Origin of the sequence: Oscillibacter sp. 1-3, assembly GCF_000403435.2 — a bacterium.
Classification (GTDB): Bacteria; Bacillota; Clostridia; order Oscillospirales; family Oscillospiraceae; genus Oscillibacter.
Genome location: NZ_KE159707.1, coordinates 14,128 through 38,480, shown reverse-complemented (window position 1 = coordinate 38,480; position 24,353 = coordinate 14,128). Strand labels below are relative to the sequence as shown.

The following is a 24,353-nucleotide window of genomic DNA, read 5'->3' as shown; positions in this document are numbered from 1 at the left end:
ATCTTCAAAAAAGCTAACAATAAACGGAAGCGGCAAACCAATGCAGGCAATCCAGCTGCGAAACAGAAGCGAGAGCCAAACGAACCTTGTCAGGGAGCAGGTTCAGACGTCGGACCTTCCATCCACGAAGGAGGGCCTTCATCTTGGACCACATCTTTTCAATGGGATTCAGATCGGGACTGTAGGGCGGAAGATACAGTGCTTTCATTCCCTTTTCCTCCAGGACCTCCCAGACAGCCTTTACATGGTGAGAGCGCATATTGTCCATCACAACGATGTCTCCGGGCTTAAGAGTTGGAAGCAAGGTCTCTTTCAAATATTGGACAAAGCGTTCCCCGGTTGTCCCGCCCTGGTACGTTGTAAATGCCTTTTCCCCATTCAGGCGGATGGAAGAAAGGACTGTCGTTGTCTGTGGTGTATTCAACGGGGCATGATCCACTGCCCTTTAGGATGAAAGTGCCGGTCCATACAGGCGGGTCAGGTTCGTATTGACACCGCTCTCGTCCAAAAACACTAAATGTTCTACCATATCAGGCCGTATTGTCTATTTCCATTCTTTGCGCTTCTCCTGCACATCGAATACGTTCACGCTCACTTGCATAGAGCGATTTCTTTTTCAGAGTATAGCCCATTGCGTTGATTGCCTGCTCTACGGTACTATAGCTTGCGGAGAGGCTCAGCTTCTCCCGGATTTCTTCGATTGTGATGTCAGGTTTTTTATCAATGCACTGATGGATATTTTCTTTATCCTCTGCTGTCAGGACAGGCTTCCGGCCTCACTGGCTGGTTCGCAAGGTTACACTGCCTGGTTTCCGCTTCTGTTCGGCCAGCCGGTATACTGTCCATTTGCTCACCGAATATGCCCTCGCTATCCCCTTGGCATCATGGCTTGCTTCGTAGCCTCGTACCAGTAGTTCCCGCGCTTCATTGTGTAGCATACCATCATCTCCTGACTCTGTTATACCACTCCTGTCAACTTTTGGCCTTAGTTTTGATTGTTGCTATAAGCACATCGTTCACAGTATTTTCGATTTTTTGCAAAACGGCACCGCATATTATACTTAATGCATTCAAATATAAAGGTAATGCCGACATTATCGCTATTGTCTCCCTCTTTGAAGGAGCTTACAGGCAATATCAGCATTTTTTTCCTCGACTTTATTTGAAAAGGATTTATGCAGTAGTCGATTGCACAAATCCTTTTGCCCTTGATAAATGATCGGTGCCGTGATATGCTTGGTTTGTTCATTCATTCAGATTTGATGGGGGTGAAGTCGTGGGGGAGCAGCGATTTACAAAACGGGATTGGGCTCTTTTCCGCAGTAAAATCGGCAGTTGGCAGGAAGCCTACATGGGCAGGCTATGCGATGAATGCATAGAACGGCTGAGCGGCGATGGTGATCCGTCAGAAAAATTCTGGAAGCTGGATAAGCGGATAAGAAGTGACAAAAGAAATCCAGGCGTCCAGCTACAGATGACCCGGACAAATTTTATCTACAACATCATTGCACTTATCAACAATGATGCAATCAGCATAGAAGCTCTGGAAGATTTCAGTTATGAACTGAAGGAAACTGTAAAAGCTTTCCTTGAGCGGCAGACCTGGGACTATTCAGATGAAGAGTAACTTCGGGTAGCAGAGTGCGAGCTGGATTGCTCCTATTGGAACAAAAAATTAAAAGGGAGTTTTATTGGACACCTCCTGCTGTAAGCTGGAAGCACAATATGAGATACCATATGTTAAGAGGAGGATATCCTATGAAGCGGAAAATCGGTTTTTAGAATGAGATTCAAGGAAATACCGATAATATCACCCGGCCCAAAGATACATATTCACCTTCTGCGCCGAGAAAATCTCTGGTTCAGGTCTATTTCCCCAAGCGAGGAATGAACCTATCCTACTACAACGACCAGTTCGCCCTTCAAGTGGGAGATACTGTCTACGTGGACGGCAAGCTGGAGGGCCTGTGGGGGCGTGTGACCGCTGTGAATTACAGCTTTAAGATCAAGCTCTCCGATTATAAGCGGGTGATCGCTGTGGCGGATACCCACATCTCTGGAGAACTCCGCATGGCCGGCTCCCACTTGGTATCCTTTGACCCTCAGACGATCCCCTATGAGAAAATCATCACCTGGTTCAAGGCCCCGGACAAAGAGGATGACGTCTATGTGTCTGGCAGTGATGACCACAGCTTTCGGCTGGACGACCTCAGCGGGATGAAGGTCACCAGCGCCATTGCGGAGCGTGGGCACGACTACTATACAGAGAACCGGGTTGTCTACCTCTGCATTGACCGTGGTCATGGGCGGGGGATCGTGGAAGGAACTTCCCCTTATGAGATCGAGTTTGATTATGGCGGCGGCGAGATCAAAAATCTCACCTGCAGCTGTTATTGCGGCTATCCCTGCAAGCACACTTTTGCCGCCATGCTCCAGCTGCGGGAGACGCTGAAGCTATTGGAAGAACACGACGGTTTCGATTGGAATGAGGGCGGTTACGCTGCGGCGATCAGTCAAGGTGCCTTTTTCTCTTTTGCCGTGGACGGAAAAACGACCGGTAGCTTCGTGTTTCGATAGTCTCACACACAGTAAAGGTTGAGGCGCTATATCCAAAGAATAGGACGGCGGGCCAAAGTAACAGCCCGCCGCCCAAAATTTTCTGAAACCCGTCTGTGGTATTTCTGTGGTCAAAAGAAAAATCACCCCAGTTTTTACTGAGGTGATTTCCTTATTGGTGCAAGCGCCCACTTTCGAACCCGTTGCTTGAAAAGGTGACAATCCAGGTCGCCCCTTTGTTTTCAGGATATTGCTGTGTTTTCTCACATAACAGGTCCAAGATCAGGTCTCATCTTCTCTTCAATGACCAGCGCCATTCCCTCTGATAGAGCCTGGAGGTACTCCTCCACATTCCGATACTTCACTCCGCTTTCCAGTTGCATATCCTCACCGCGGTACAGAACAGTACGCTCTGTGATCTGGCCGAACCTGCGCTCAGTCAGACGGCACTTTTCTTCGTCCAGCAGATGCCGGTACTGTGTGGGTACCTGCTGGACGCTATGCTTGACTTCATATATTTTGCAGCAGTCCTGTTCCCCGTCATAGACCACCATATCAAATTCTCCGTCCGCGAACTGCAGCTTGAATACCCGCTGGTGCCTACCTGCCGCTTTCATCGTCTCCAGCAGTACAATATCCTCCAGCATCCTGCCGCGGACCTCTTCGAGGATTCGATCTGTAACAGCTTTCTGCTCCTTTTCACTCAGCGTGAGGAAGAGTTCATCTTTCATCAGAGCGTGGACCAGGGCCTGTGCCTGGCAGTAACGCATTCCGGGCTGAGTGAACAGGATGTGCTCCACCGGCTCCGTTCCAGGTTCCGCCGTCTCAATCGGAACATTCACGATCAGGTCCAACGCTGCTAGGTACTCTTTGATTTCAGATATATGAGCGTTTGTGATTCTGACCGTCTGCTCCGGGCGGTTGTGAATGTCCAGCAGCGCCATGAGCCGCTGGGTCACAGCGGGAGTGTCGATCTCATCCAGAATGTCCGTCCGCTTTGCGGCATCGCGCTCTTTCCGGAGATTCCGCGCGGTCAGACGCAGATCATGGGAGATGAAATCGGCGGTCAGCACAGAGACCAGGAAAGCATGGTTCATATCCTCAACGATGCGGTTGATGGCGCTGGTCAGCTCCCCAGCCTCATAGAGAGTACGCAGATGCCGGAAGTGCCCTCCGTCCTCGTAACAGGCCAGGGAGTGCTGGATGTTCTTGCAGATGGCGGTGTCGATATAGCGCCGGGTGGACTCATCATCACGGAAGGAGGCGTCCTCCGCGTTTACCTCGGCATCGTCGAAGTTCAGCTCCCCGGCCCGGAGGGTCCCGCCATAGCGGATGTAATCGTCAATGCTGTCGATTCCAAGCAGACGGCTGTGCTCCCGGTATGGAATGAATGTGGTATGAATCGCCTTGGCCCGGTCATAGAGTTCCTGGTGGAGCGCGAACCAGAAGCCGAGGGAGTCCGTACCGGACAGGACGATCTTCATTCCCTGGGCGGCATAGATGTCGGAGAAAAGGGCGGCGGAATCAATGAATTCTGGGATCAGTGTCACCTCATCCAGCAGCACATACCGGAAGCCGGCGGCCCGGAGGCGTTTCATATCCCGGTTCAGAGCGGCCATGGTATCCAGCACCGTGGCCTTGATATAAGCGGTTTTCGCCGCGTCCTCCGGGGCCATGTCCAGCACTGCCTGCCGAAGCATGGTGGTCTTTCCAGTGCGGCGGAGGCCGAAGAGCAGGCACACCCTGTCATTCTGGCGGGTATGGAGATAGGTGTCTAACTGCTGGTAGCAGTCCCGCTTTTCCCAGTCACGGACATTTTCGGACAGGGCAAGCAGGTCAGCGCCTGTTATTACGTTGGTTTCAAACATTTGCTGGTTCATACCGCGCACCTGCCTTTCCAGTTTTATTGTAACCGCTCCAGCAGTCCCTTACACCCGGCCAGTACATCCCGCCAGGTGGTTTCAAAGTCATCCGTGTACCAAGGGTCGGCCACATCGCCGGGGTGGTCGGTATACTCCATCAGCAGGTGGAGCTTTTCCTCTGGATCGCCGCCGCAGATCCGGTTCATATTCCGGATGTTGGCCCGATCCATTCCGATCAGGAGATCGTATTGATCGTAATCGGTGCCGGTGAGCTGCCGGGAGGTCTTTCCGGCGCAGCTGATCCCATGCTCCGCCAGTTTGCGGCGGGCTGGGGGATAGACCGGGTTTCCGATCTCCTCGGTGCTGGTAGCGGCAGACTCGATGAGGAATTCTGTCTCCAGCCTCGCTTTCTTTACCAGGTCCTTCATCACAAATTCGGCCATTGGGCTGCGGCAGATGTTGCCGTGGCAGATAAAGAGGATTTTCGTCATTGGCGGTACGCTCCATAACGCTGTTCTTTCCCTCAGTATAGCACATCCCGTCTGTGAAGTCGAGAGAGATTTCCAGATGGACTCCGGCGGCAATCTTTCGTTGAAGCTCCAGCTTTGACCATCCAAACTGCTGAACCGCCCGAATGTACCATGCCCGTTCCTGGAGTGTCAGCTCTGCCTCCAGAATGACCACGTTCTGTGTCCAGCCGATGGTCATGGCCCGGGCCAGCACCTCTAGGGAACTTTCGTATGTCCGGTAGAACGCCCGCATCCGGCGCAGGTTTCGGGGAGAGAAGCCGGAGACGTCAGGACACATACCGCATAGGTATTTCGCCGCAGCGACAGCGGCGCCTTTCTCCGACCTGCCGCTGACCAGCCGGCCAATCTCACAGTATAGCTTCATCTGCGGCAGATCTGCCGCCATCAGCGTGTCCAGCGCCGCAAACATGGCACTATAGTCTATAGGTTTTCTGACGTTCATGAGGCACACTCCTTTCCGTGCTGATGCACTTATTTGGGCTCCACAAATAATATGCCGCTAGGGAATCTATGATAAGGTAAGCTGCTTCTTTTTTACTACTTACTACATAGCCAGATGCTCTATCTCTACTTTCTCCACGATACCTACATGGTCATCAGGACTGTCCTGGAGGCCGGAACTTGAGGAAGTTGGAAATCTCGTGCACTTTAGCCAGAAAAGGCCGCTTGAACGGCAAGACCGCCAGAAAAGCTGAAACGACTGTTTGAATTTAAGACCTACCGATCTGCAATGTGGGTGTGGCCAACCGGAGCCTTGTGTAGCAGGGTGCGATGGACAAGCCTGGCCTAGTGCTGATCCCCGCAGCAGCCAGGACGCCGTCTGCACTGGCGGCGTGCTCGGCCTGCCGGAGTTGGAGCCGGTGGAGTTTGAGTTAAAGGTTATAGATAAAATTTGACCAAAAGCTCTATTTATCTGCAACAGTGAAACCAAAGAATCTGTTTACAGGATACGTTTTTACTGGTTTGATTGCCCGTTTAAAATTAAAGTTTTTACTTTGAGATTAGTATTAGCTGGAGGTATGTATTTGAGCCATTATACCCGCATATACCTGTAAGATTCAGGCAGAAAATAACAACTGCCAGATACACAACAATGCATATCTGGCAGTTTTATATAATTGTGTTGTATCCTTGCGAAGGCCTAATCGTCTTTGGAACACTCTACCGTTTGCACCAACGCGTCATAGAGCTCGTAAATCAACGCTGCGTATTTTTGGTACTTTGTCTTTTTGGCAAATGTGGACATTGTTTCGTCAGGGGAGAGATTGTCCACCAAGTCTGCCGGGAGACAGGTCAGTACGATACCAATGCTCAGCTGCATCAGCACATCCGGAGTGATCATACCTTTTTCGGTATCCGTTCTGGTGAAATATCTCAGGCTAATTGGCGTCCGAGGTTTTGCAGAAGCGCGCATCTGCGGGAACCGTCGCATATTGTCCTTGCCCTCCACAAAAATCAGTTCAATTCCAGCATTGGAAAGGACAATGTCTTTGAGATGGTTTAGTATATCTCGGCCACAGATTGCCTTCAGTTGAAGAATATCCCCTCGGACGGTTCGAACTACTTTCTCGGTAAATTGGTAGTACCGATCTTGCTGGGATGACGGCATCCTAACTGCCTCCTTAAGATTAGTAGTGAGACCGATAACTCCGGCGAGCCACAAGCTGAACGGGCAAATATCTCCAAGAAGAAAAGATAGCCGCCTGCAATCTTTTTTTCTCGGACCGATTCCGGTCACTGGAAGATACCCCCCCAAAAAACAACTTGCCGAGTGGTGGGTTTGTATAAGCTGCCTATCAGAGTGGTGGAACGTTTGGATTGTAGGATCAGGCTTGTGCGTATGACTCAAGGAACGGCGTCAGAGCCGAAAGAATGAACCGCTTTAGAGCCAGAAAAGCGTCCAGGAAACAGTTGACCAGAGGGTTCGGGGCCACTCCATCTTGGTTTTGTATTTGCGCTTCTTTCCGCATCGCTTTCAGCAACACGCAAATGACCTGCAGATTCTCCTGGGTCCCAATTTCATCGAAATTGCGAAGAAGCTCCAGAAAATCCGCATCCGTACGGTAAATTGATCGGATAATCTGATCCGTGTCCAGAACAGTTCCATCACGCTTATATAGTGTATCAGCCCCCTTCATATTGTTGTATCCGGCAAGGAAAAGGAGCTCCGAGAATGGAACACCGATTTGTCCAGAAAGCTTCTGGAGGGTTTGCCGGGTCGGCGTGTGTTCGCCGTTCTCGATTCTGCACAACTGAACCGGGCTCATTCCGATGGAGCTGGCCAGTTCCTTTTGTGTCAACCGTTTTCTCTGCCGTGCCTCCCGAATCACTTCTGCAACTGATTCGCTGCCCCCACATCTGTGAACTCCCGTTGTGTGTGAGGTAAGATTTGAAACGTCCTCTTCCATGCCTTCCCGATTTGACTGCATCCGACGCTGTCTCCTTTCTTCATATAGTGACCTCCCCCCCTCAAATCTCACCTCTCGCAAGAGAGATGATATATAATATTATCATCTATAAGTGGGCTTGTCAATAGGAAAAGGATAGAATAAATTGAGATCCTTAACTTTTGATACCGCCGACTGCTTTTGGATTTGTCGCAGGAAATTGAATAAATCTTGAAAATATATAATAAAGTCGGAATTGAAGTAACAAAAACTTGCTTTGTAAATTTTGCGCATTTTGTGTGATAAATTGAAATACATAGATGTTCTTCTTTACAAATGGATTTTCCATGGTATAATAGCTTGTAAGAAAACATTAACTCAAATTATCTTTGTAAAAGAGAGGAGCGGATCTCGTGAAAAGAAAAATCAATCAAATTACAAATAATTTGCGTTCTAGCCAAAAGAGCAGCATTTATGAGCGCAACCGCGAGCAGTATGAATTTATTCTTAATCCGGACCCCGGAATTCGAGAACGGGACAGTTTCTATATTCCGGATCAGGATGCGCAGGCCGCACTTCAGCGCATCCTGACTGAGCCGATGGATTCGGCTACGTTTTTTATCGGATATCCAGGGATTGGAAAAAGTTCTGATTTAAGGGCCTGTTATCATGTCCGAAACGGCGTACCGGGTTTATGCAATGAGTGGAAAACCATCATATTGAATTGTTCGTTTGCGGGGCATTTTGAGCCGGCCATGCAGTCGGACAGCAACAGATGCACCCTGGAGCTGGTGAAACGGATGGCGGCTGTCTGCACTGCGTTGGAGACTGCGCTGCCCGACCTTCAAGAGCATTTCCGCACTCCGGAAGGCCGGCGGGAGTTTTTGTCCTTCATTCAAATGACAAATCCACAGTCCCTGGAGAATATCCGCTCCCTGCCGATAGAATCGGTGGAGGATAAGCTTCGGCTTGTTCAGGAAAATGAGTATTTTATCTATGTGGCTTCTCAGCTGAAATATTATCTCTCGCGGGACAAAGCCCCCTACTCGCGTATCCTCGTTGTGGTTGATGATATTGAATCGCAGTCAGAGCTTTTTCAGGACCAGCTTGTAGCAAGCTGTCTCAGGCTTTTTTCTTGCCTGCGGAATTTTCCGGCAGGTTGGAAGGGAAAGCGGGTTTATGTGAATCTCCTGCTGTCGGTTCGGCCCGCGACCTATCACCGATTAAAAACCATTCCTGCGGTTTCAGCTTGCTTTATGCGGAAAATTTATAAGCAGAAATGTGTTGATTTAATTCCCTATTTCCAAAAAAAGATGGAGCTGGTGCCGTTGGAGCTGAAAAAAGCACAAAGCGAGCATTGGAGGGAGGTTAAAAATACGCTTCTTACCATCTGTAGCAAGTTTGGGAATAAATACTCCAATATGATTCTGCATCTTGTGGATATGGATGTCCGGCGGACACTCCAGATTTTGGAGCAAATTTTATCCAACCCCGTCTGGGTAACAAAGGATCTCTGTACAGACAAAATGTCGGACAGCGGTTACGTCATCAATAATATTACTGTAATCCGTGCCATTGCCTGCGGCAGGAACCTGGTCTATTTTAATGGAGAAGACCAGCTTATCCCAAACATCCTTGTGCATAACGATACTGAGGATAACTCCCTGCTCAGCCTATATGTTATCGCCTACTTTATCACCCATGACGCCCAATTTGGGGAATATTGCGGCTTCCCAGTTCTTAGGTCTGACCTGATGCGTGATTTTTCCGATGTTTTTCCCAACATAAGAGAGCTCAACAGGCGTCTGGACACCATTTTGAATCGTTTTTTCCAGTGGCGGATTTTAGTGCCGACCGGTCCTGATTATGTGTGGAAGCAAGATTCAGCAAAAGGGGAAACGTCCTGTCTGGCACTTTCTCCCCTTGGTACAGAGTTGTGGAATATGCTGAGTGCTGACAGCGTTCTTCTTGAACTCTACCGCGAGGATTATTATCAGGAATACCCTTCTCAGAGGCCCGCTGCATTCCAGTCAAGTTATGATTTAATGCAGGAAAATAATCAGAGAGCAATTTTTATTGAACTTTATCGGATACTGATCGATCTTCTGGAAGAAGAAATATCTTTGATTTTGGAGACGCGCAAATACGGTTCATTGCAGAAGCGCAACAGTATATTTGGCACCAGAACCATGGTGGAGCATCTAGCTGCTGGTGTTGACCGCTCGATTGAATTTTCCGGAAAGCAGGGAGATCAGGATATTCAGAGGCTTCGTGCGCAATTCGCTGCACATTTAACTTCAAATCTTTGATACACAGCAGAGACAGACTGCCTTGCATACTGTCTGGTCTGTTGCTTATCTTAATGAAATTACGGCGAAGCCGGAGGCTTGAGTAGGCCCTATAAGGGCTTGATACCGACGGGCATCTCAAGATGCATCAAATATCTCTCGTCTGCATCTCGTGCTCCGCCGTCCGTAGACAGGCAAATCATCTTCATGCACAGAGACGAAGTGATCATAACCCGATAGGCTATTGAAGTACGCATAAAGTAATCCTTTCTATTCCAAAACAATATAAAGTACCACAGAGCAAAGAGAAACGCGGCGAGTTGCCGCATTTCTCTTTGCTCTGCCGTTTTTGTCCATAATTGTCGATTGTTATTTTAATTCCGCCATTTGATTCATTTGACGATGAACAGCGTGTAATTATTTCACCAGCGGCTCGGGGTCAAGAAAGTATTCCGGCGCAACATGATCGCACAGCCACACACCGTTTTCCGACAGATAAAAGACCGCGCCGTCCCGCGCCATTGCTTCGGCGTCAATGACGATCACTACAGGCGTCCCGCGGCGGCGGCCCACTTCTTCCGCGGTCTGATAATCAGCGGAGAGATGGACGTACTGCCGCCCCATTTTCCGAATTCCCTCCCGCCGGATAGACGGGAGGAACCGCTCCACCGTCCCGTGATATAGTCGGTGGGGTGGTGTTTCTTTTTTCAATTCCACATCCACCGGAATGGAATGCCCCTGGTTGGCACGGATTTTCGTATGGTCCTCATTAAATGAGTAGCGCCGCTTGTTGTTCTCCCGGACGATACGCTCCAGTGTGTCCATGTCGATCCGCCGCCCGGTGCGCCGCACGCCGGATAAAAGTTCATCCACGTCCGCCCAGCCAAGGGCGTCCAGTGTGATACCCGCCGCCGAGGGCCTGTGCCGCAGCACCAGGCTGAGAAACCGGCCCAGTTTGATGTCGTTTGCTTCCTGTGTCATTCACCGTGCCTCCTCACCGAATCAGTTTGATCAAATCATCGCCATGCGCTTCTAGATACCGTGATCTTAAATGGTTGGTCATTAGCATACCACATTGCCGCTCTGGAGTCGAGGGCGATTTCCAGATGCGCATTAGCAGTGTCAAGTAGTTATGCCGCGGTTACTCCCATTGCAGTTCCACCATCTGTTTCCACTGGATGATGAAGCGGTCATCCACCACGCAGTTCCTATGGTAGTGGCCCAGGAACCAGTAGCTGAATTGACACCGCCGCTTGATCATCTGGAGGAAATCCGTCAGCCGGTCTGGGGTATAGTTTCCGTCCAGCTTCTGTTGGATGCTGGTGGGAGCGCAGTGGGTCAGAACACAGTCCACCTCCCAGCCGGCCTCATCCAGACTCTTTACCGCCTCCTCGTACTCCGCGTCGGAGGGCAGCTCCTCGGGCCACCAGGAGACGCCTTTCACCCGGAACATCTGCCGTGTCCTGCGCTTGAACCAGTATTCCCGCTCGAAATCGGGGGACGCCGGGTCGAGGATGCCGTCCTGTATATCATGAGAGGAGGCGCCGCCCATGGTGAAGAAGGTGATGCCGCCGATCTCGAAAACCTGTCCCCGCATGAGATGGATTACATGAGGGCGGATGAAGTGAACATTTCCGCCATGCCAGTGATGGACGGAGGACTCGTTGAGCCTGTCGAAATTCTCATGGTTTCCGTCCACGAAGAGGGTGGTAAACGGCCTTTCCTCCAGCCAGTTGAGCCAGTAGGTCTCCCTGGGTGAACCGTCCCATATCCCCCCATAATCGCCTGTAATAATTGCGTAGTCATCGCGGCTCATCCGCTTTTGCTGAGGAAAGCTGCCGGTGGCAAACCGCTGGAAATCGCCATGGGTATCGCCAGTGATCCAGATCACTGCAATTCCTCCCCTCCAAGCGTCTGCTCGATTTCAATGCCACCCCGAAGGCAGACTCTGATTCTATCCGCCGACAACACCTTCACGGTGTCCACCAGCTGGCGGACGAGTGTCTCACTCCACTCTGTGAAGGCGCCGGAGCCGGTGTTCAGAATGTCCAACGCGCTTTTGATCCGTCCGTTGGCGGCGGAATCGCTGTTCTGCTGTTCCAGCAGGCTGGCCTTTTGCTCTTTCAATGCCGCCATATCATCGGAGATCCGTTTGAACTCCTCGGCGTGCTGCATGAATCCACCATCCTTGGAGTCAGCGAACAGGGCCTGAAACTCCCCGTCCAGCTCCTCGAGCTGGCGGTCAATGTCGGATACGCTCACGGTACCGCCGGGAAATGGGATCAGCTCCATCCGCATGGACTCCTCGATCTGGCCTACCAGCGCCTCCCTCTGGCTCATGACAGAGTTGATGGCGGCAAGGATGGCCGCTTGCAGGGATGCCTCCCGGAGCGTGGGGGAATCATGACAGTATTTCGTACCGTAGTCAATCCGGCTGGCGCACCGCCACACGGCGAACTTCTGCCCCCGTTTGACCCATACACACCTCCGGTAAAGGGTCCCGCACTCACCGCACACCAGCCGCTCCGTAAGGGCGTACTTGGCGCTGTAGCAGGAGCGGCCTGTGGGGGCCAGCTTCCGGGTGGGAGCCCGTCCCGCATTTCGCCGGGCAAATTCCGCCTGAGCCTGGTTGAACCGGTCCCGGCTGATGATGCTCTCATGGTGATCCCGCATCAGGTACATGGGAAGCTGTCCCACATTGCGGATCTGTTTCTTGCTGATGCAGTCCTGTGTGTAGGTCTTCTGCATCAGGACATCGCCGCAGTATTTTTCATTTTTCAGGATACTGCGGATCACGGACTCGGACCAGACATCTCCCCCCTTGGCGGTGGGGACGCCCTGCTGCTCCAGCAGTTTCTTGATCATGCGGACGCTGTGACCGGCGATGAAGCGGTCATAGATCTGCCGCACCACAGCCGCCTGCTCGGGGATAATGCGGGGATTGCCGCTTTCGTCCAGCTCATAGGCGTACAGATGCTGGTACTGGACATTGGCCTTTCCCTCCCGCATAGCTTGGCGCTTGCCCCAGACGATGTTGGCGGACATGGACTCGCTCTCCGCCTGGGCGAAGGCGCCCATCATGGTGATGAGCATCTCGCTGTCCGTTTCCAGCGTGTTGATGTTTTCTTTTTCGAAGATCACGGCGATACCCAGGGTGCGCAGGGCGCGGATGTAGTTGAGGCAGTCCACCGTGTTCCGGGCGAAGCGGGAGATGGACTTGACCAGCACCAGGTCGATCTTCTTCTGGCGGCACCTGCGGATCATCCGCTGGAACTCAGGCCGCTTCTGGGCCGAGGTTCCGGTGATACCCTCGTCCGCTAATGTCAAGCACGGAACAAAAACAAATTGTAAACAAACCGTGAACGATGTCGAATATGAGAAATTGGCTTTATTTCATGGCAAGCTAGTTAATTTTTCTGAGGGGGTTCTCCGCCCAAGTCCCCGGAGGGAGAATCCCCTTTGTGCTGCGCTCAATTTGCCACGCTTGCTTTCATCAGCTCATGCAGTATCTCGGTGGCCGTCTGCGGGACCATGCCATCGGCACAGACCACTTCGACAAGCCGATCTTCCAGCCAGCGCAGATAAGCGTCCGTCTTTACCACGTCCCGGCCCAAGCGGGAGAGGTTTGCTACCAGCAGAAGGTCAACTTCCCCAGCGTCTACCGCATTAGAAACCTCGGTCAGCCCCCGGCGGGAAAAGTCCAGTCTGCCGGCCTGTTCTGCGGTAGTACCTGCGATCTCAAAGCCCTGCTTTTCGGCAAACGCCTCCAATGCTGCCTGTTGAGATGCCAGCGCATGAGCGTCAGGGTACGCGACCCTGCAATAAATCCAGGTCCTTTTATGCTCCATTCTGATGCTCTCCTTGTAAATCAAGTATCAGCTTTTCCAGTTCATCCCGGTAATTCCAGGCGATTTCAAACCGATCACCAGGAAAAACAAGGACTTCTTTCAAAACCTCCGCCGTAATCTCACTGGTGATTTCCTTCACATCCAGATACTTTCCGAATGTAGAAACAAATCCGTTCCGCAAGCTGCCATCCGCGCCCATGTTTTCCAGCGCGGCCTCCAATTCGCTGATCCGGGCGGCGGTATCATCCCGCTGCTTGGCTGCGGCGGCTTTTGCCGCAAGATATTCCGGCTTGCCGATCTCTCCCAGCGCAAAGGATTCATAAAGGCCGCTGATCTGCTGGGAAAGCCTCTGGTGTGTCTCCCGCAGTCCGGCGAGATTTTTCTTAACTGCGGCGGCGTCTTTTTTCTGCTCACGGTGCTGTTCCTCCCACAACCGGCTCAACTCCACCGCCATTTGCGCCTGCACACGAAGCCCATCGGAAATGACTTCCAAAATATCGGCCCCCTGCACCTGTTTGACGCAGGCAAAGGAATCGTTGTATCGCGGGGTGTAGCAGTAGAAATACATTTGCTTGCCCAGCTTGTAACTCATTGCGTGGCCACAAACACCGCACCGAACCTTACCACGCAGAGGCCAATCACGCTTTTTTAACTCGCCATGTTCCACAAACTCCCGCATAGCCGTCTGCGCCCGGTCAAATTCTTCCCGCGTTACGATGCCCTCATGGGTGTTCTCCACGGCGATCCAGTCCTCACGGCTGACCTTGACGGTGTGCGTGTGGCCTACCCTGTCCCGTATCCGTTTTCCAAAGATGTTTTTACCAAAGTAGCGTTCATCACGGAGAATCTTTACAACAGCGGTATCCGTCCAGAAGTTGTTTTCTTCAATGCTGGGCCAGCGTGTCCGGGAGCAGCCCGCCGCCCGCTTATAAAGCATGGGCGTTGGCACAGTTTCCCGGTTCAGCGCCATGGCGATCTGGTCTGCGCTGTGTCCACTCGCCGCCAGATGAAAGACGCGCCGTACTGTCTCCGCCGCTTCCGGGTCTATGACCAGCCGGGCCTTATCAGCCGGGTCCTTGACATAGCCATAGGGGGCGAAGGGCGCGAGAAAGTCCCCCCGCTGGGCGCGGAACTTCTTCGCGCTCCGTACCTTCCGGGACAAGTCCCGGCTATAAAGGTCATACAGAAGGGCCTTGAAGGAGGTTTCCAGGCTGTCCACATCGGTGGGCCGGATGCTGTCAAAGCCATCGTTGACGGCGATAAACCGCACTCCCAGGAAGGGGAACACGCAGGAAATGTAGTTGCCGACAGTCAGGTAATCACGGCCAAAGCGGGATAAATCTTTGACAACGATACATTGGATTTTCCCGGCCCTTGCCTGGGCGATCATCTCCTGGACAGCGGGACGCTCAAAGTTTTTGCCGCTCCATCCATCATCACAGAACTCGATCACGCTGGTATCCGCCAATTCCGGGGTACGGCTGATAAAAGCGTCCAGCAAATTTCTCTGGTTCGTGACGCTGTTGGATTCAACTTTGCCGCTTTTCCCTAAATCATCATCCTCTGATGACAAGTCAAATTGGTAAAGGGAAATCTGTCGAAACAACGGGAAAAAACAATGTGCGACTGTCAGAATCCAGTAGAATAGTGTCGAAAAAGCGAAGAAAGACACACCAGATATTTTATGGAGGAATCGCACATGAAAAACAGAGCAAAAATCACGGCCCTCTGCAACCAAAAGGGCGGCGTAGGCAAAACCGTAACGGCGGTCAATCTGGGAATTGGTCTTGCGCGTGAGGGTAAACGCGTTCTCCTGGCTGATATAGATCCCCAGGGTTCGTTGACCGCCAGCTTGGGCTATCAGCGTCCTGACCAGATGGAGAATACGATGGCTGAAATCCTGGGGCGTGTCATTTCGGATGAGCCGCAAGCCCCCGACGAGGGCATTATTCATCATGCGGAGGGCGTTGACCTTCTCCCCGCTAACATCGAGTTGTCGGGCCTGGAGGTCACGCTGGTAAATACCATGAGCCGGGAGACGATCCTGCGGGACTATCTGAACAGCGTCCGTGACCGCTACGATGTGATTTTGCTGGACTGCTGCCCTTCCTTGGGTATGCTGACCATCAATGCCCTGGCTGCTGCGGATGAAGTGATCATTCCCGCACAGGCGCATTACCTCTCCCTTCGCGGCATGGAGCAGCTTATCCGTACCATATCAAATGTGAAACGGAAAATCAATCCTGCTTTGGAGATCGCGGGTATCCTCATCACCATGGCGGATATGCGGACCAACTACTCGCGGGAGATTATTGAGCTGCTCCGCAACACCTACGGAAGCAAGCTGCGGATATTTGATAGCATTATTCCCCTGTCCATCCGGGCGGCAGAAACCAGCGCGGAGGGCCGGAGCATCTATCTCCATGACCCTGCGGGTAAAGTCTCCGCCGCCTACACCGCGTTGACACAGGAGGTTTTGTCATGAAAAGCAGCGCCAGTAAGATACAGTTGGCCGGGTTTGACGATCTGTTTCAAACGAGCAGCGAGGCGGAGGCCAACGGCGAACAGGTGCGGGAGGTTCCACTGACAGAGCTGTTTCCTTTCAAAGATCATCCCTTCCAGGTTCGGGACGATGAAGCGATGCAGAAAACCGTGGCGAGTATCGCTCGAAGTGGCGTTCTGTCCCCCGGCATCGTCCGTCCCCGGCCAGGGGGCGGCTATGAGATCATAGCGGGCCACCGGCGCAAACGGGGGAGCGAACTGGCAGGCCGGGAAACGATGCCGGTGCTCATTCGGTCCCTGGATGATGATGAAGCCACCATAATCATGGTTGATTCTAACCTTCAGAGAGAGAAAATCCTTCCCAGCGAGAAAGCCTTTGCTTATAAAATGAAGATGGAGGCATTGAAACATCAAGGAAAGCGGCAGGACCTCACTTGTGAACGCGGCGTTCACAAGTTGAAAAGTCGAGATAGGATTGCACAGGAAGCTGGGGAGAGTTGCGGATTGAACGTCACCCGTTACATCGCTTTAACCAAGCTGATTCCGCCTCTACTGGCATTAGTAGACGAGAACAAGATGGCCTTTACCACTGCTGCGGACCACATTGCCTGTCTGTCGCAACAAGAACAGACCGACCTCTTAGCGGTGATGGATAAGTTGAAAGTGATTCCAGCCAAAAGTCAAGTGGTACAAATCAAAAAACATAGCAAAGATGGGACGTTGACGGTCAAAGTCATGGAGAAGCTGCTTTCCGCAGAACACTCCGCTCATGCACAAGTAGTTTTCAAACAAGCACGGCTACATCAATACTTTCCGCAGTCTTACACTGTCCAACAGATGGAGGAAGTGATTGTATCGCTGCTGGAAACATGGCGCGTTCAAAATACATAGCAACATCTCCCGTCTGTGACTGACTAAAATCAGTTGCGGACGGGCTTTTTCGTTTATGGACAAATCAACAAGCGGCAGGAGCATGAGCGCCCCGGTGACTACCAACAGTCACCGGGGCGCTTTTTTGTTTCTCCGCAACATCACGAAGGAGGCAATCACCATGCCGTCAAATCTGAATCTGGACTACTACTACGGCAACGAAGCGGAACAGTACAGTTTCTACCGTATCCCCAAGGCCCTGCTGACAGACCCCCGGTATAAGAGCGTTTCCATTGAGGCCAAGGTCCTCTACGGCCTTCTGCTGGACCGTATGGGGCTGTCGGTGAAAAACGGCTGGATGGACAGCGATAAGCGCGTCTACATCTACTTCACCCAAGAGGACGCTATGAACCTCATGAGCTGCGGCAAGGACAAGGCCACGAAGCTGTTCCGGGAATTGGATAAGGACGGCATCGGCCTGATCGAGCGGAAGAAGCAGGGCCAGGGACGGCCCACCCGCATCTACGTCAAGAACTTCATCCTGCCCCCGGAACCCGGCCAGCCCCAGCAGCCGGAACAGGCACCGCCGCCCCCCGCCCCCCAGACTGCGGAAAATCAGCGGTCAAGACCGCTGGACAGTGCCGCACTCTTGACTGCGGAAAAACCGCAGTCTGCACCGCTGGAAATGCGCGGTCTTGACAGCGGTTTTTCCGTCCCTAATAAGACTGAAAAGAAAAATACTGAACTGAACGATACTGACCCATCCATCCTTCCCCCTACCCCCGCTCCGTCTGCCCGTGCCAGACCCAAAGGCCGGATGAGGATGGATGAGATGGATGGATACCGAGAGCTGATAAAAGAAAATATCGACTTTGACCTGCTCCTGACCGAGCATCCCTACGATGAGGAAACGCTGGAGGGCTATGTGGAGCTTATGGTGGAGGTCTGCTGTTCCCGGCGGGACTTCATCCGTATCGCCGGAGAGGAAATGCCCACCGGCGTGGTCAAGAGCCGGTTTCTGAAGCTGAACCATGAGCATATCGCCTACGTTCTGGACAGTCTAAGCCAGAACACCACGCTGGTAAAGAACATCAAGGCATACACCCTGGCGGCGCTCTACAACGCGCCCACAACCATCAGCCAGTATTACGCATCCCTGGTCAGCCACGATCTGGCCCAGGACGCCGCTGGAATATAAAAACCGGACAAAACGAAGGAGGATTTTCTGTATGGCAAACAAAATCGACATTCTGGTGGTAGAACCCGGCGAGGCTCCCCGCCCCGCCAAGGTGGAGGACACGCTGGAAGCCTTTCAGCAGATCGTGGGCGGTCCCATTGAGGCGGGGTGCTACCTGCCCCAGCGGGTCATGCTGATCTGCAACAGCGAGGGCAAGAACATGAAACTCATGCCCAACCGGGAGAACCCCACGGACAACGGGGACTTCATTGCCGGGACATTCCTGCTGTGCGGCTTTGAGGGGGAACACTTCACCTCCCTGACCCCTGCCCAGCAGCGGGAATTTGAAGCCTACTTCGCCACGTCCGGGCCGGAGGGAGGCGATAAGGATTGACAGCCCGCCATCTGCTCCGCCGCCTGCTGGTCCCGCCTTAGTACATAGCACACCCCGGAAAATCCAAAATCTGAAAGGAGGACGCATGAGCATCAAATTTCCCAATCTAAAGCGATTCTTTTCTCTGTTCCTGGCGGCGGTGATGATGGTCAGCCTTTTAGCGGTCAACGCCCATGCCGCCAATGCCAACAAGATCACCGACTACGGCGACGCCTACGGCCATTGGGCATACGAGGCCCTGGCGTGGACGGTGAACAATGGTGTGCTGGTGGGTACGTCCGAGGACAAGCTGAACCCGGACGGCTATCTCACCCGCGCTCAGATGGCCGCTATGATCGACCGGCTGTTTAACACCTACAAGAGCGCCGACATTTCCCGCTTCACGGACGTGCCCCGTGGGAGCTGGCACCATGACTACATCGCCCAGGCGGTCCACATGGGGACCTTCGCCGGGTATTCCAGCAGCCGCATGGGGCCGAATGAGAATATCACCCGCGAACAGGCCATGGTGGTGCTGGCCCGGACGGTCTGCCTGTCCTCTGCCGGTAATTCCGTTCTGACCCGGTTCCCGGACCGGAACCAGGTAGGCGCGTGGGCGGCGGACGCTGTTTCCGCCATGGTGGAGCGCAGCTACGTCAGCGGCTACCGTGATGGCCGCTTGAATCCCAAGGGCCAGATCACCCGTGCGGAGATGGCGCAGATCATGAGCAATATCTTCCAGAGTGTCCATGATTCCGGTGATCTCACCGGCACCTATCAGGACACCGTACTGGTGCGGGGTGCGGTGAACATCCAGGATGCCGTTTTTAACGGCGATCTGATTCTCGCCAACGGCCTGGGAGAGAAAATCCTGAACCTCCATAACATTACCGTCAAGGGACGGCTGGTGGTGTGGGGCGGCTCTGCTGTCAACATCACCGGAAAATCCACCGTGGCGGGCGTGGTCACGCCCCGGAATGACGGCCCGGTGCAGGTGGTCTTTGACGCTGCGGCCACGGAGCTGTCCGAGAAGGGCTGCTCCATCGTCTACCCCAGCGGCATGGACAAGGGCAACAAGGTCCTGTTCACCGGCAAGGCCGATAAGCCCACCATCGCCTTTGATCTCCCGGCGTATCGGTATGTGGGGGATTCCGTCTCCGTGAAAACCACCCTCACCGGCGCGGAGGCCGTCACATGGGAGCTGACCCGTGACGGAAAACCTGCCGCCATGCCGGAGGGCTTCACCAAAGACGGCGGTATCTGCTTCTTCATGGAGGCTGGCCGCTACACGCTGAAAGGCACTGCGGAGAACAGCGGCGGCACCGCCTCCTGCGAGAAAACTGTGGAGGTCCTGCCCATCGGTGACATTGCCTTTTCTCTGCCGGAGTATGGCTACACCGACCGGACGGAGGATGTGAAGCTGCTGCTGAAAAATGATCTGACCGGCTCCGTGGCCTGGACGCTGGCCAAGGACGGGGACAGCGTTCCCATGCCGGAGGGCTTCACCAAGGATGGCGGCACTCTGGCCCTGACCGGGACAGGCAAGTACACCCTGACCGCCACCCTCACGGACGCTGCCGGAAAGCAGTACACCGCCAGCCAGTCCATCACCATTCTGCCGGTGATCGTCCCTACCGTGACCGCCAGCGCGGACAAGGTGCATGAGGATGAAACTGTGGAGATTGGCCTGACGGTGGAGGGCGGCAAACCCGATTCCGTCCGCTGGACACTGACCAGGGACGGCAAGGAGGTTCCCGTGACCCTCTCCGCCAACGGCGGGACGCTCACCTTTGACGGTGCTGGGGACTACATCCTCACCGCTATCGCCAAGGATGCCCAGGGCCGGGAGTTTTCTTCCGAACCCGTGACAATCAAGGTTATCACGAACCTGTCCCTCTCCTTGACCTCCGACCTGGAAAAACTGCATGAGGACGAAGCGGCGGCGATCAGCTTGACCGTGGAGCATGGAACACCCTCGACTGTTGCATGGGCCTTGACCCATGACGGCGAGGGTGTTCCCGTTTCTCTGGTCGATCACGGCGGCAAGCTGACCTTTGACGGAGCTGGGGCCTATGTCCTCACCGCTGCTGTTACGGATGAGCTGGGGAAGGAGTACACCGCCGCCCTGCCCATGGAGGTCTGTCCGGTGATCGTCCTGACCCTGGACGCGCCGGAGACGGCCCACGTTGACCAGCCCGCCGCCATTAGTCTCTCCGGGACTGATATGGACGTGACCTGGGAAGTGACCACCGAGGACGGCGCTGTGGTTGAGAACGAGCTGACCAACAGCGGCGGCGAGATCACCTTCCCCTCTGCGGGTAACTACACCGTAACCGCCAGCGTTACGGATGACCTGGGCCGGACATTCACCGCCAGCGCCACCATCGCCGTATGGGACACCATGAGCCTGTCCTTCAAGCTCCCGGAGTTCGCCCACCCGGACGAGACGGTGAAGGTGAAAATGACCTCCGAGAATGTGGGGGACAGCAAAATTGCGTGGTCCCTGGCCGTGGACGGCCAGCCCGTTTCTCTCCCTGCCGGTATCACCGGGACCCTCGACAACGCTGGGGGTAACGTGAAATTCCTTCAGACCGGCACAAATATCCTGACCGCCTCCGTGACGGACAGCCTGGGCCGTGCGTTCACCTATGAGCAGACCATCGAGGTCTATCCCGTTCTTTCCCTGGGCCTGACGGCGGATGCCGCCACTCATACGGACGAGCAGATCAGCGTCACGCTGGAGAAGGACACCGCTCTGCCTGTGGCGTGGAGCGTAACCCCCTCCAATGACCCCGGCACTCCCGCCACCTACTCCGGCGAGTTGTCCGATACCGGCGGCACCATCCAGATCACCAGCGCCGGGGCCTATGATATTGCCGCCAGCGTGACCGACGCTACCGGGCGGGTGTTCGCCGCTCCCGCTGTCACTGTGGCGGTCTACCCTGTGGCGGGCCTGGACTTTACCCTCCCCGCCGCCGCGTGGACAGACAGCAGCACCCCCGTGGACCTCCTGACCTCCGATTTGCAGGGGCAGGACGTGACGTGGACGCTGACGAAGGACGGCGCGGCGGTTTCCCTGACCGGCTCCATGCTGGGCGACCTGGGGAACCTGGGCGGCAAGGTTCGTTTCCCCGAAGTAGGGACCTACACCCTGACCGCCTCCGCTGTGGACGCGCTGGACCGGGAGTATAGCTGTTCGCAGACAATCAAGATTTACCCTGTTGTCGGCCTGAGCGTTTCCGCCAACGATATGAGCCACACCGATACTGCGGAGGATGTGCGGCTGACCACCGAGAATCTGGGCAGCAACGAAGTGGTCTGGACAGTCCTGCGGGACGGCAAGGAGATCGTACCGCCCTTTGACCTGACCGCCAGAGGCGGGCATGGCTTCTTCTCCGAAGCGGGCCTTTATACCTTCACCGCCAGCGTGACGGATGAGCTGGGCCGCGTGACCACCGCCAGCGATTCCATCCAGATTTACCCCGTGGGCGTGTCCGGCTTCTATCTGCCCAAAATGTTCCACACCGATTCTGTTGTCACGCTGGTGACAGGCTTTGAGGAATTGGGCGAGAACCCCCTGCGCTGGTCCCTGACCCGGAACGGCGAGAATGTCCCTGTCTCCGACTATGTGACCGGGGAACTGACCGCTGACGGCGGGAAAGTCCAATTCAAGCAGGCGGGCGAGTATAAGCTGACCGCCAGTTTCAAGGACGCGGGAGGCCGCAGCTATTCATATGAGCAGGCGTTCACCGTCTATCCCATTCCCACCGTGGCCTGGACGATGCCCAACTACGCCCACACGGACAGCATCTTTACCGTGGCCGTTGAATCCAAGAACGTGGTGGAGGATGCCGCCGTCAAGTGGCACATTGATGACACCTACGGCCTCCGTCAGAATTGGGGGACCTACGTTGCCGGAAACCTGACCACCAATCCCGGCGACATTCGTATCAAACACGCGGGCGTGTTCACCCTCGGCTGTGAGATCACCGACCCCACCGGGCGGGTGTTCTCCTTTGACGGTCCCAGCATTGAGGTTCTGGCCGATCAGGAATTGCAGGTGGATATGGTGGAGCGGCAGGTCTACACCGGCGAGACGGTACAGGTGCGGACCCTGGGCAATAACATTGAGCTGCCTGTGGAGTGGTCCTTGGAGAAGGACGGCAAGCCCGCAGACCTCTCCACCTACGTTACTGGCGATTTGAACAACCTGGGCGGGGCGATTCAGTTCACCCAAGGCGGAGAGTTCCGGCTGATCGGCACTCTGCGGGACGGCCTGGGCCGGACCTTCACCGCCAGCGACACCATTACTGTTCTGCCCGTTGGCTCCCTGCAATTCTCCATGGCGGATATGGAGTATGTGGGCAACCGCGTCCCCGTGGTCATGGATAAGCTCTTTAACCCGGACGGGGCAGTTATCGCATGGTCCGCTCAGAAGGACGGCGCGGCCTGCCTGATTGACCTCTCCACTCTGGACAATGACGGCGGCACCGTGATCTTCCCCGAACCCGGCGAGTACACCCTGACCGCCACCCTCCGGGACAGCAATGGCAAGACTGCCACCGCCAGCCAGAGTATTACCATCATTTTCAAAGCCGCCCTGACCGTCACCGCTCCCGATTCCATCCATATCGGAACCAAGTTCCCCGTGGGCATCAGCGGAGCGGGCAGTCTGCCCGTAAGCTGGGGCGTGAAGCTGGGCGGCAGGCCCGTCACCCTGGACAGCAACACCGGCTTCCTTTCCAATGACGGCGGTGATCTGGCCCTCTATGCCGAAGGAACCTACACCATCACCGCCACAGTGCGGGATGACGCGGGCAACCTGACCAGTGCCTTTGCCAACATCACCGTGACCAACACCGCCCCAATCATTGAGAGCTTTACCGCCAACGCCACCCGGAACATGAAGGATGGCCGCTTCTACGCCGATCTGAACGCCGTGGCCTCCGACCCGGACGGGGACGCTGTGCATCTGGAATGGAGCAGCGAGTACCAGCAGGACGGCTATTACGAAGTCGGTACGCACACCATCCGCGTTCGTGCTGTGGATGAGTGGGGCGCGGCCTCCGCCTGGGAGAGCCGGACGATTGAATTTATCAACAACGCTCCTGTTATCACCAGCTTCACCGCCAGCGTAACCCGGCAGACCAGCGGCAATAACTTCTTTGCCAATGTCTCCGCTACGGCCAGTGACCCGGACGGCGATACGGTCCGGCTGGAATGGGGCGGGGACTATGTTTCCTCCGGCTGGTATTCCCGGAACGGCACCCATACCATTCGTGTCCGGGCAGTAGACGCTTATGGCGCGGCTTCCCCCTGGCAGGAAAAGACCATTGAATTTGTCAATCAGGCCCCCAGCAAGCCCGTGATCTCCCGGAACCCCGCCAACGGCGTGGTGCGCCCCAGCCAAGCGGTGACGATCACCGCTCGCTCTACCGACCCGGAAGGGGACGCTATTACTTATGAATGGGACGGCAGGGACAAGGAAACCACCACTTACGGATATGGAAAGCACCTTATCAAATGCAGAGCGGTGGACGCCTATGGCGCGGCTTCTCCCTGGTCTGCTATCGTGTTCTTTGTGGCGGATGATGTGGGCGGCGGCATGACCCTGACCTCCGCCAACTCCTTCATTGAGGAAACCGGCATCAGCTTCAATGACGATGGGGAGACGATCTATGGCTACATCACCGAGTACACCTTTGATGTGCCGCCCGTCAGCGGTCACAACGGCAGCGACTACGGCAGGGTTGAAGCCTATAACATTCGCACCGGCCAATGGGATGAGATCGCCTATAAGACTACGAATAACGGCGTGACCCTCTCCGGCAAGCTGCCCACCGGCACCTATACGCAGATGCGGTTCTATTACTATACGAACCACGACTGTATGTATAACAAGAGCAACATCACCTATTCCATTGTGTTTGATTTTTGAGAAAGCTGAAAGGAGAATTTTC

General features: G+C 54.4%; 18 protein-coding genes and 1 pseudogene. 8 read left to right on the top strand and 11 right to left on the bottom strand.

The features are described from left to right. Window positions 1-13 precede the first annotated feature (13 nt). Window positions 14-439: a transposase gene (locus C816_RS21660; RefSeq protein WP_155978943.1), complete on the bottom strand. Its 426-nt coding sequence runs from the start codon at window positions 437-439 to the stop codon at window positions 14-16. An 837-nt stretch (window positions 440-1,276) separates the two neighbouring features. Here C816_RS21660 and C816_RS06555 point away from each other — a divergent pair. Together C816_RS06555 and C816_RS06550 are read left to right on the top strand one after the other, a co-directional pair. After that, window positions 1,277-1,627, top strand: a complete 351-nt coding sequence (locus tag C816_RS06555) for a hypothetical protein (protein WP_040655063.1) — start codon at window positions 1,277-1,279, stop codon at window positions 1,625-1,627. A 260-nt stretch (window positions 1,628-1,887) separates the two neighbouring features. Continuing rightward, entirely contained in the window at window positions 1,888-2,577 is a 690-nt protein-coding gene (locus tag C816_RS06550) for an SWIM zinc finger family protein (protein ID WP_016321602.1), read from the top strand. 242 nt (window positions 2,578-2,819) lie between these two features. Here the strand turns inward: C816_RS06550 and C816_RS06545 are convergent, their stop codons facing one another. From C816_RS06545 to C816_RS21655, 5 genes and pseudogenes are all read right to left on the bottom strand, one after another. Further along, window positions 2,820-4,436, bottom strand: a complete 1,617-nt coding sequence (locus C816_RS06545; RefSeq protein ID WP_016321601.1) for an AAA family ATPase — start codon at window positions 4,434-4,436, stop codon at window positions 2,820-2,822. A gap of 23 nt (window positions 4,437-4,459) precedes the next feature. Further along, window positions 4,460-4,909, bottom strand: a complete 450-nt coding sequence (locus C816_RS06540) for a low molecular weight protein-tyrosine-phosphatase (RefSeq protein ID WP_016321600.1) — start codon at window positions 4,907-4,909, stop codon at window positions 4,460-4,462. Between the two features lie 91 nt (window positions 4,910-5,000). Beyond that, window positions 5,001-5,312 (bottom strand): annotated as a pseudogene (locus tag C816_RS25565) (DUF1016 N-terminal domain-containing protein); the annotation flags it as partial. Between the two features lie 777 nt (window positions 5,313-6,089). Further along, the gene (locus C816_RS06535) at window positions 6,090-6,557 is read right to left on the bottom strand and encodes a hypothetical protein (protein ID WP_016321599.1); all 468 of its coding nucleotides are present in this window, start codon (window positions 6,555-6,557) and stop codon (window positions 6,090-6,092) included. Window positions 6,558-6,774: 217 nt separating this feature from the next. Next, window positions 6,775-7,377 (bottom strand): helix-turn-helix domain-containing protein, encoded by a 603-nt coding sequence (locus tag C816_RS21655; protein WP_016321598.1) that lies wholly within the window; start codon window positions 7,375-7,377, stop codon window positions 6,775-6,777. Between the two features lie 371 nt (window positions 7,378-7,748). On the opposite strand from C816_RS21655, the gene C816_RS06520 reads away from it, so the two are divergent. After that, the gene (locus tag C816_RS06520) at window positions 7,749-9,644 is read left to right on the top strand and encodes a hypothetical protein (protein ID WP_016321597.1); all 1,896 of its coding nucleotides are present in this window, start codon (window positions 7,749-7,751) and stop codon (window positions 9,642-9,644) included. Between the two features lie 396 nt (window positions 9,645-10,040). Here C816_RS06520 and C816_RS06510 read toward each other — a convergent pair whose 3' ends face one another. The 5 genes from C816_RS06510 to C816_RS06490 all read right to left on the bottom strand — a co-directional run bounded on the left by C816_RS06510 (window position 10,041) and on the right by C816_RS06490 (window position 15,044). Further along, complete coding sequence (locus C816_RS06510) at window positions 10,041-10,604, bottom strand: RNA 2'-phosphotransferase (RefSeq protein WP_016321596.1); 564 nt, start codon at window positions 10,602-10,604, stop codon at window positions 10,041-10,043. 160 nt (window positions 10,605-10,764) lie between these two features. Beyond that, entirely contained in the window at window positions 10,765-11,514 is a 750-nt protein-coding gene (locus tag C816_RS06505) for a metallophosphoesterase family protein (protein WP_016321595.1), read from the bottom strand. Continuing rightward, on the bottom strand, window positions 11,511-12,950 hold the full coding sequence (locus tag C816_RS06500; protein ID WP_016321594.1) for a recombinase family protein: 1,440 nt from the start codon (window positions 12,948-12,950) through the stop codon (window positions 11,511-11,513). Before C816_RS06500 ends, C816_RS06505 begins: the two co-directional genes overlap by 4 nt. 143 nt (window positions 12,951-13,093) lie before the next feature. Beyond that, window positions 13,094-13,471: a recombinase family protein gene (locus tag C816_RS06495; protein WP_016321593.1), complete on the bottom strand. Its 378-nt coding sequence runs from the start codon at window positions 13,469-13,471 to the stop codon at window positions 13,094-13,096. Further along, window positions 13,461-15,044, bottom strand: coding sequence for a recombinase family protein (locus tag C816_RS06490; protein ID WP_081646316.1), 1,584 nt, complete (start codon window positions 15,042-15,044; stop codon window positions 13,461-13,463). The genes C816_RS06495 and C816_RS06490 overlap by 11 nt, the downstream gene beginning before the upstream one ends. Window positions 15,045-15,170: 126 nt before the next feature. Between C816_RS06490 and C816_RS06485 the strand changes: the two genes are divergently transcribed. From C816_RS06485 to C816_RS21650, 5 genes are all read left to right on the top strand, one after another. After that, window positions 15,171-15,956 (top strand): ParA family protein, encoded by a 786-nt coding sequence (locus tag C816_RS06485; protein WP_016321591.1) that lies wholly within the window; start codon window positions 15,171-15,173, stop codon window positions 15,954-15,956. Beyond that, window positions 15,953-16,864 (top strand): ParB/RepB/Spo0J family partition protein, encoded by a 912-nt coding sequence (locus tag C816_RS06480; protein ID WP_016321590.1) that lies wholly within the window; start codon window positions 15,953-15,955, stop codon window positions 16,862-16,864. The genes C816_RS06485 and C816_RS06480 overlap by 4 nt, the downstream gene beginning before the upstream one ends. A gap of 55 nt (window positions 16,865-16,919) precedes the next feature. Then, window positions 16,920-18,041 carry a DUF6017 domain-containing protein gene (locus C816_RS06475; protein WP_242832151.1) on the top strand — a complete coding sequence of 374 codons (1,122 nt, stop codon included), beginning with the start codon at window positions 16,920-16,922 and terminating at the stop codon, window positions 18,039-18,041. Window positions 18,042-18,072: 31 nt separating this feature from the next. Next, window positions 18,073-18,414, top strand: a complete 342-nt coding sequence (locus C816_RS06470; protein ID WP_016321588.1) for a DUF3846 domain-containing protein — start codon at window positions 18,073-18,075, stop codon at window positions 18,412-18,414. Between the two features lie 85 nt (window positions 18,415-18,499). After that, complete coding sequence (locus C816_RS21650) at window positions 18,500-24,331, top strand: S-layer homology domain-containing protein (RefSeq protein ID WP_016321587.1); 5,832 nt, start codon at window positions 18,500-18,502, stop codon at window positions 24,329-24,331. Window positions 24,332-24,353 lie beyond the last annotated feature (22 nt).

Excerpts from the sequence above, each read along its gene's own strand:
- C816_RS06550 (WP_016321602.1), top strand. The coding sequence starts at position 1,888 with ATGAACCTATCCTACTACAACGACCAGTTCGCCCTTCAAGTGGGAGAT.
- C816_RS06545 (WP_016321601.1), bottom strand. The coding sequence starts at position 4,436 with ATGAACCAGCAAATGTTTGAAACCAACGTAATAACAGGCGCTGACCTG.
- C816_RS06540 (WP_016321600.1), bottom strand. The coding sequence starts at position 4,909 with ATGACGAAAATCCTCTTTATCTGCCACGGCAACATCTGCCGCAGCCCA.
- C816_RS06535 (WP_016321599.1), bottom strand. The coding sequence starts at position 6,557 with ATGCCGTCATCCCAGCAAGATCGGTACTACCAATTTACCGAGAAAGTA.
- C816_RS21655 (WP_016321598.1), bottom strand. The coding sequence starts at position 7,377 with ATGCAGTCAAATCGGGAAGGCATGGAAGAGGACGTTTCAAATCTTACC.
- C816_RS06510 (WP_016321596.1), bottom strand. The coding sequence starts at position 10,604 with ATGACACAGGAAGCAAACGACATCAAACTGGGCCGGTTTCTCAGCCTG.
- C816_RS06495 (WP_016321593.1), bottom strand. The coding sequence starts at position 13,471 with ATGGAGCATAAAAGGACCTGGATTTATTGCAGGGTCGCGTACCCTGAC.
- C816_RS06485 (WP_016321591.1), top strand. The coding sequence starts at position 15,171 with ATGAAAAACAGAGCAAAAATCACGGCCCTCTGCAACCAAAAGGGCGGC.
- C816_RS06480 (WP_016321590.1), top strand. The coding sequence starts at position 15,953 with ATGAAAAGCAGCGCCAGTAAGATACAGTTGGCCGGGTTTGACGATCTG.
- C816_RS06475 (WP_242832151.1), top strand. The coding sequence starts at position 16,920 with ATGGACAAATCAACAAGCGGCAGGAGCATGAGCGCCCCGGTGACTACC.
- C816_RS06470 (WP_016321588.1), top strand. The coding sequence starts at position 18,073 with ATGGCAAACAAAATCGACATTCTGGTGGTAGAACCCGGCGAGGCTCCC.
- C816_RS21650 (WP_016321587.1), top strand. The coding sequence starts at position 18,500 with ATGAGCATCAAATTTCCCAATCTAAAGCGATTCTTTTCTCTGTTCCTG.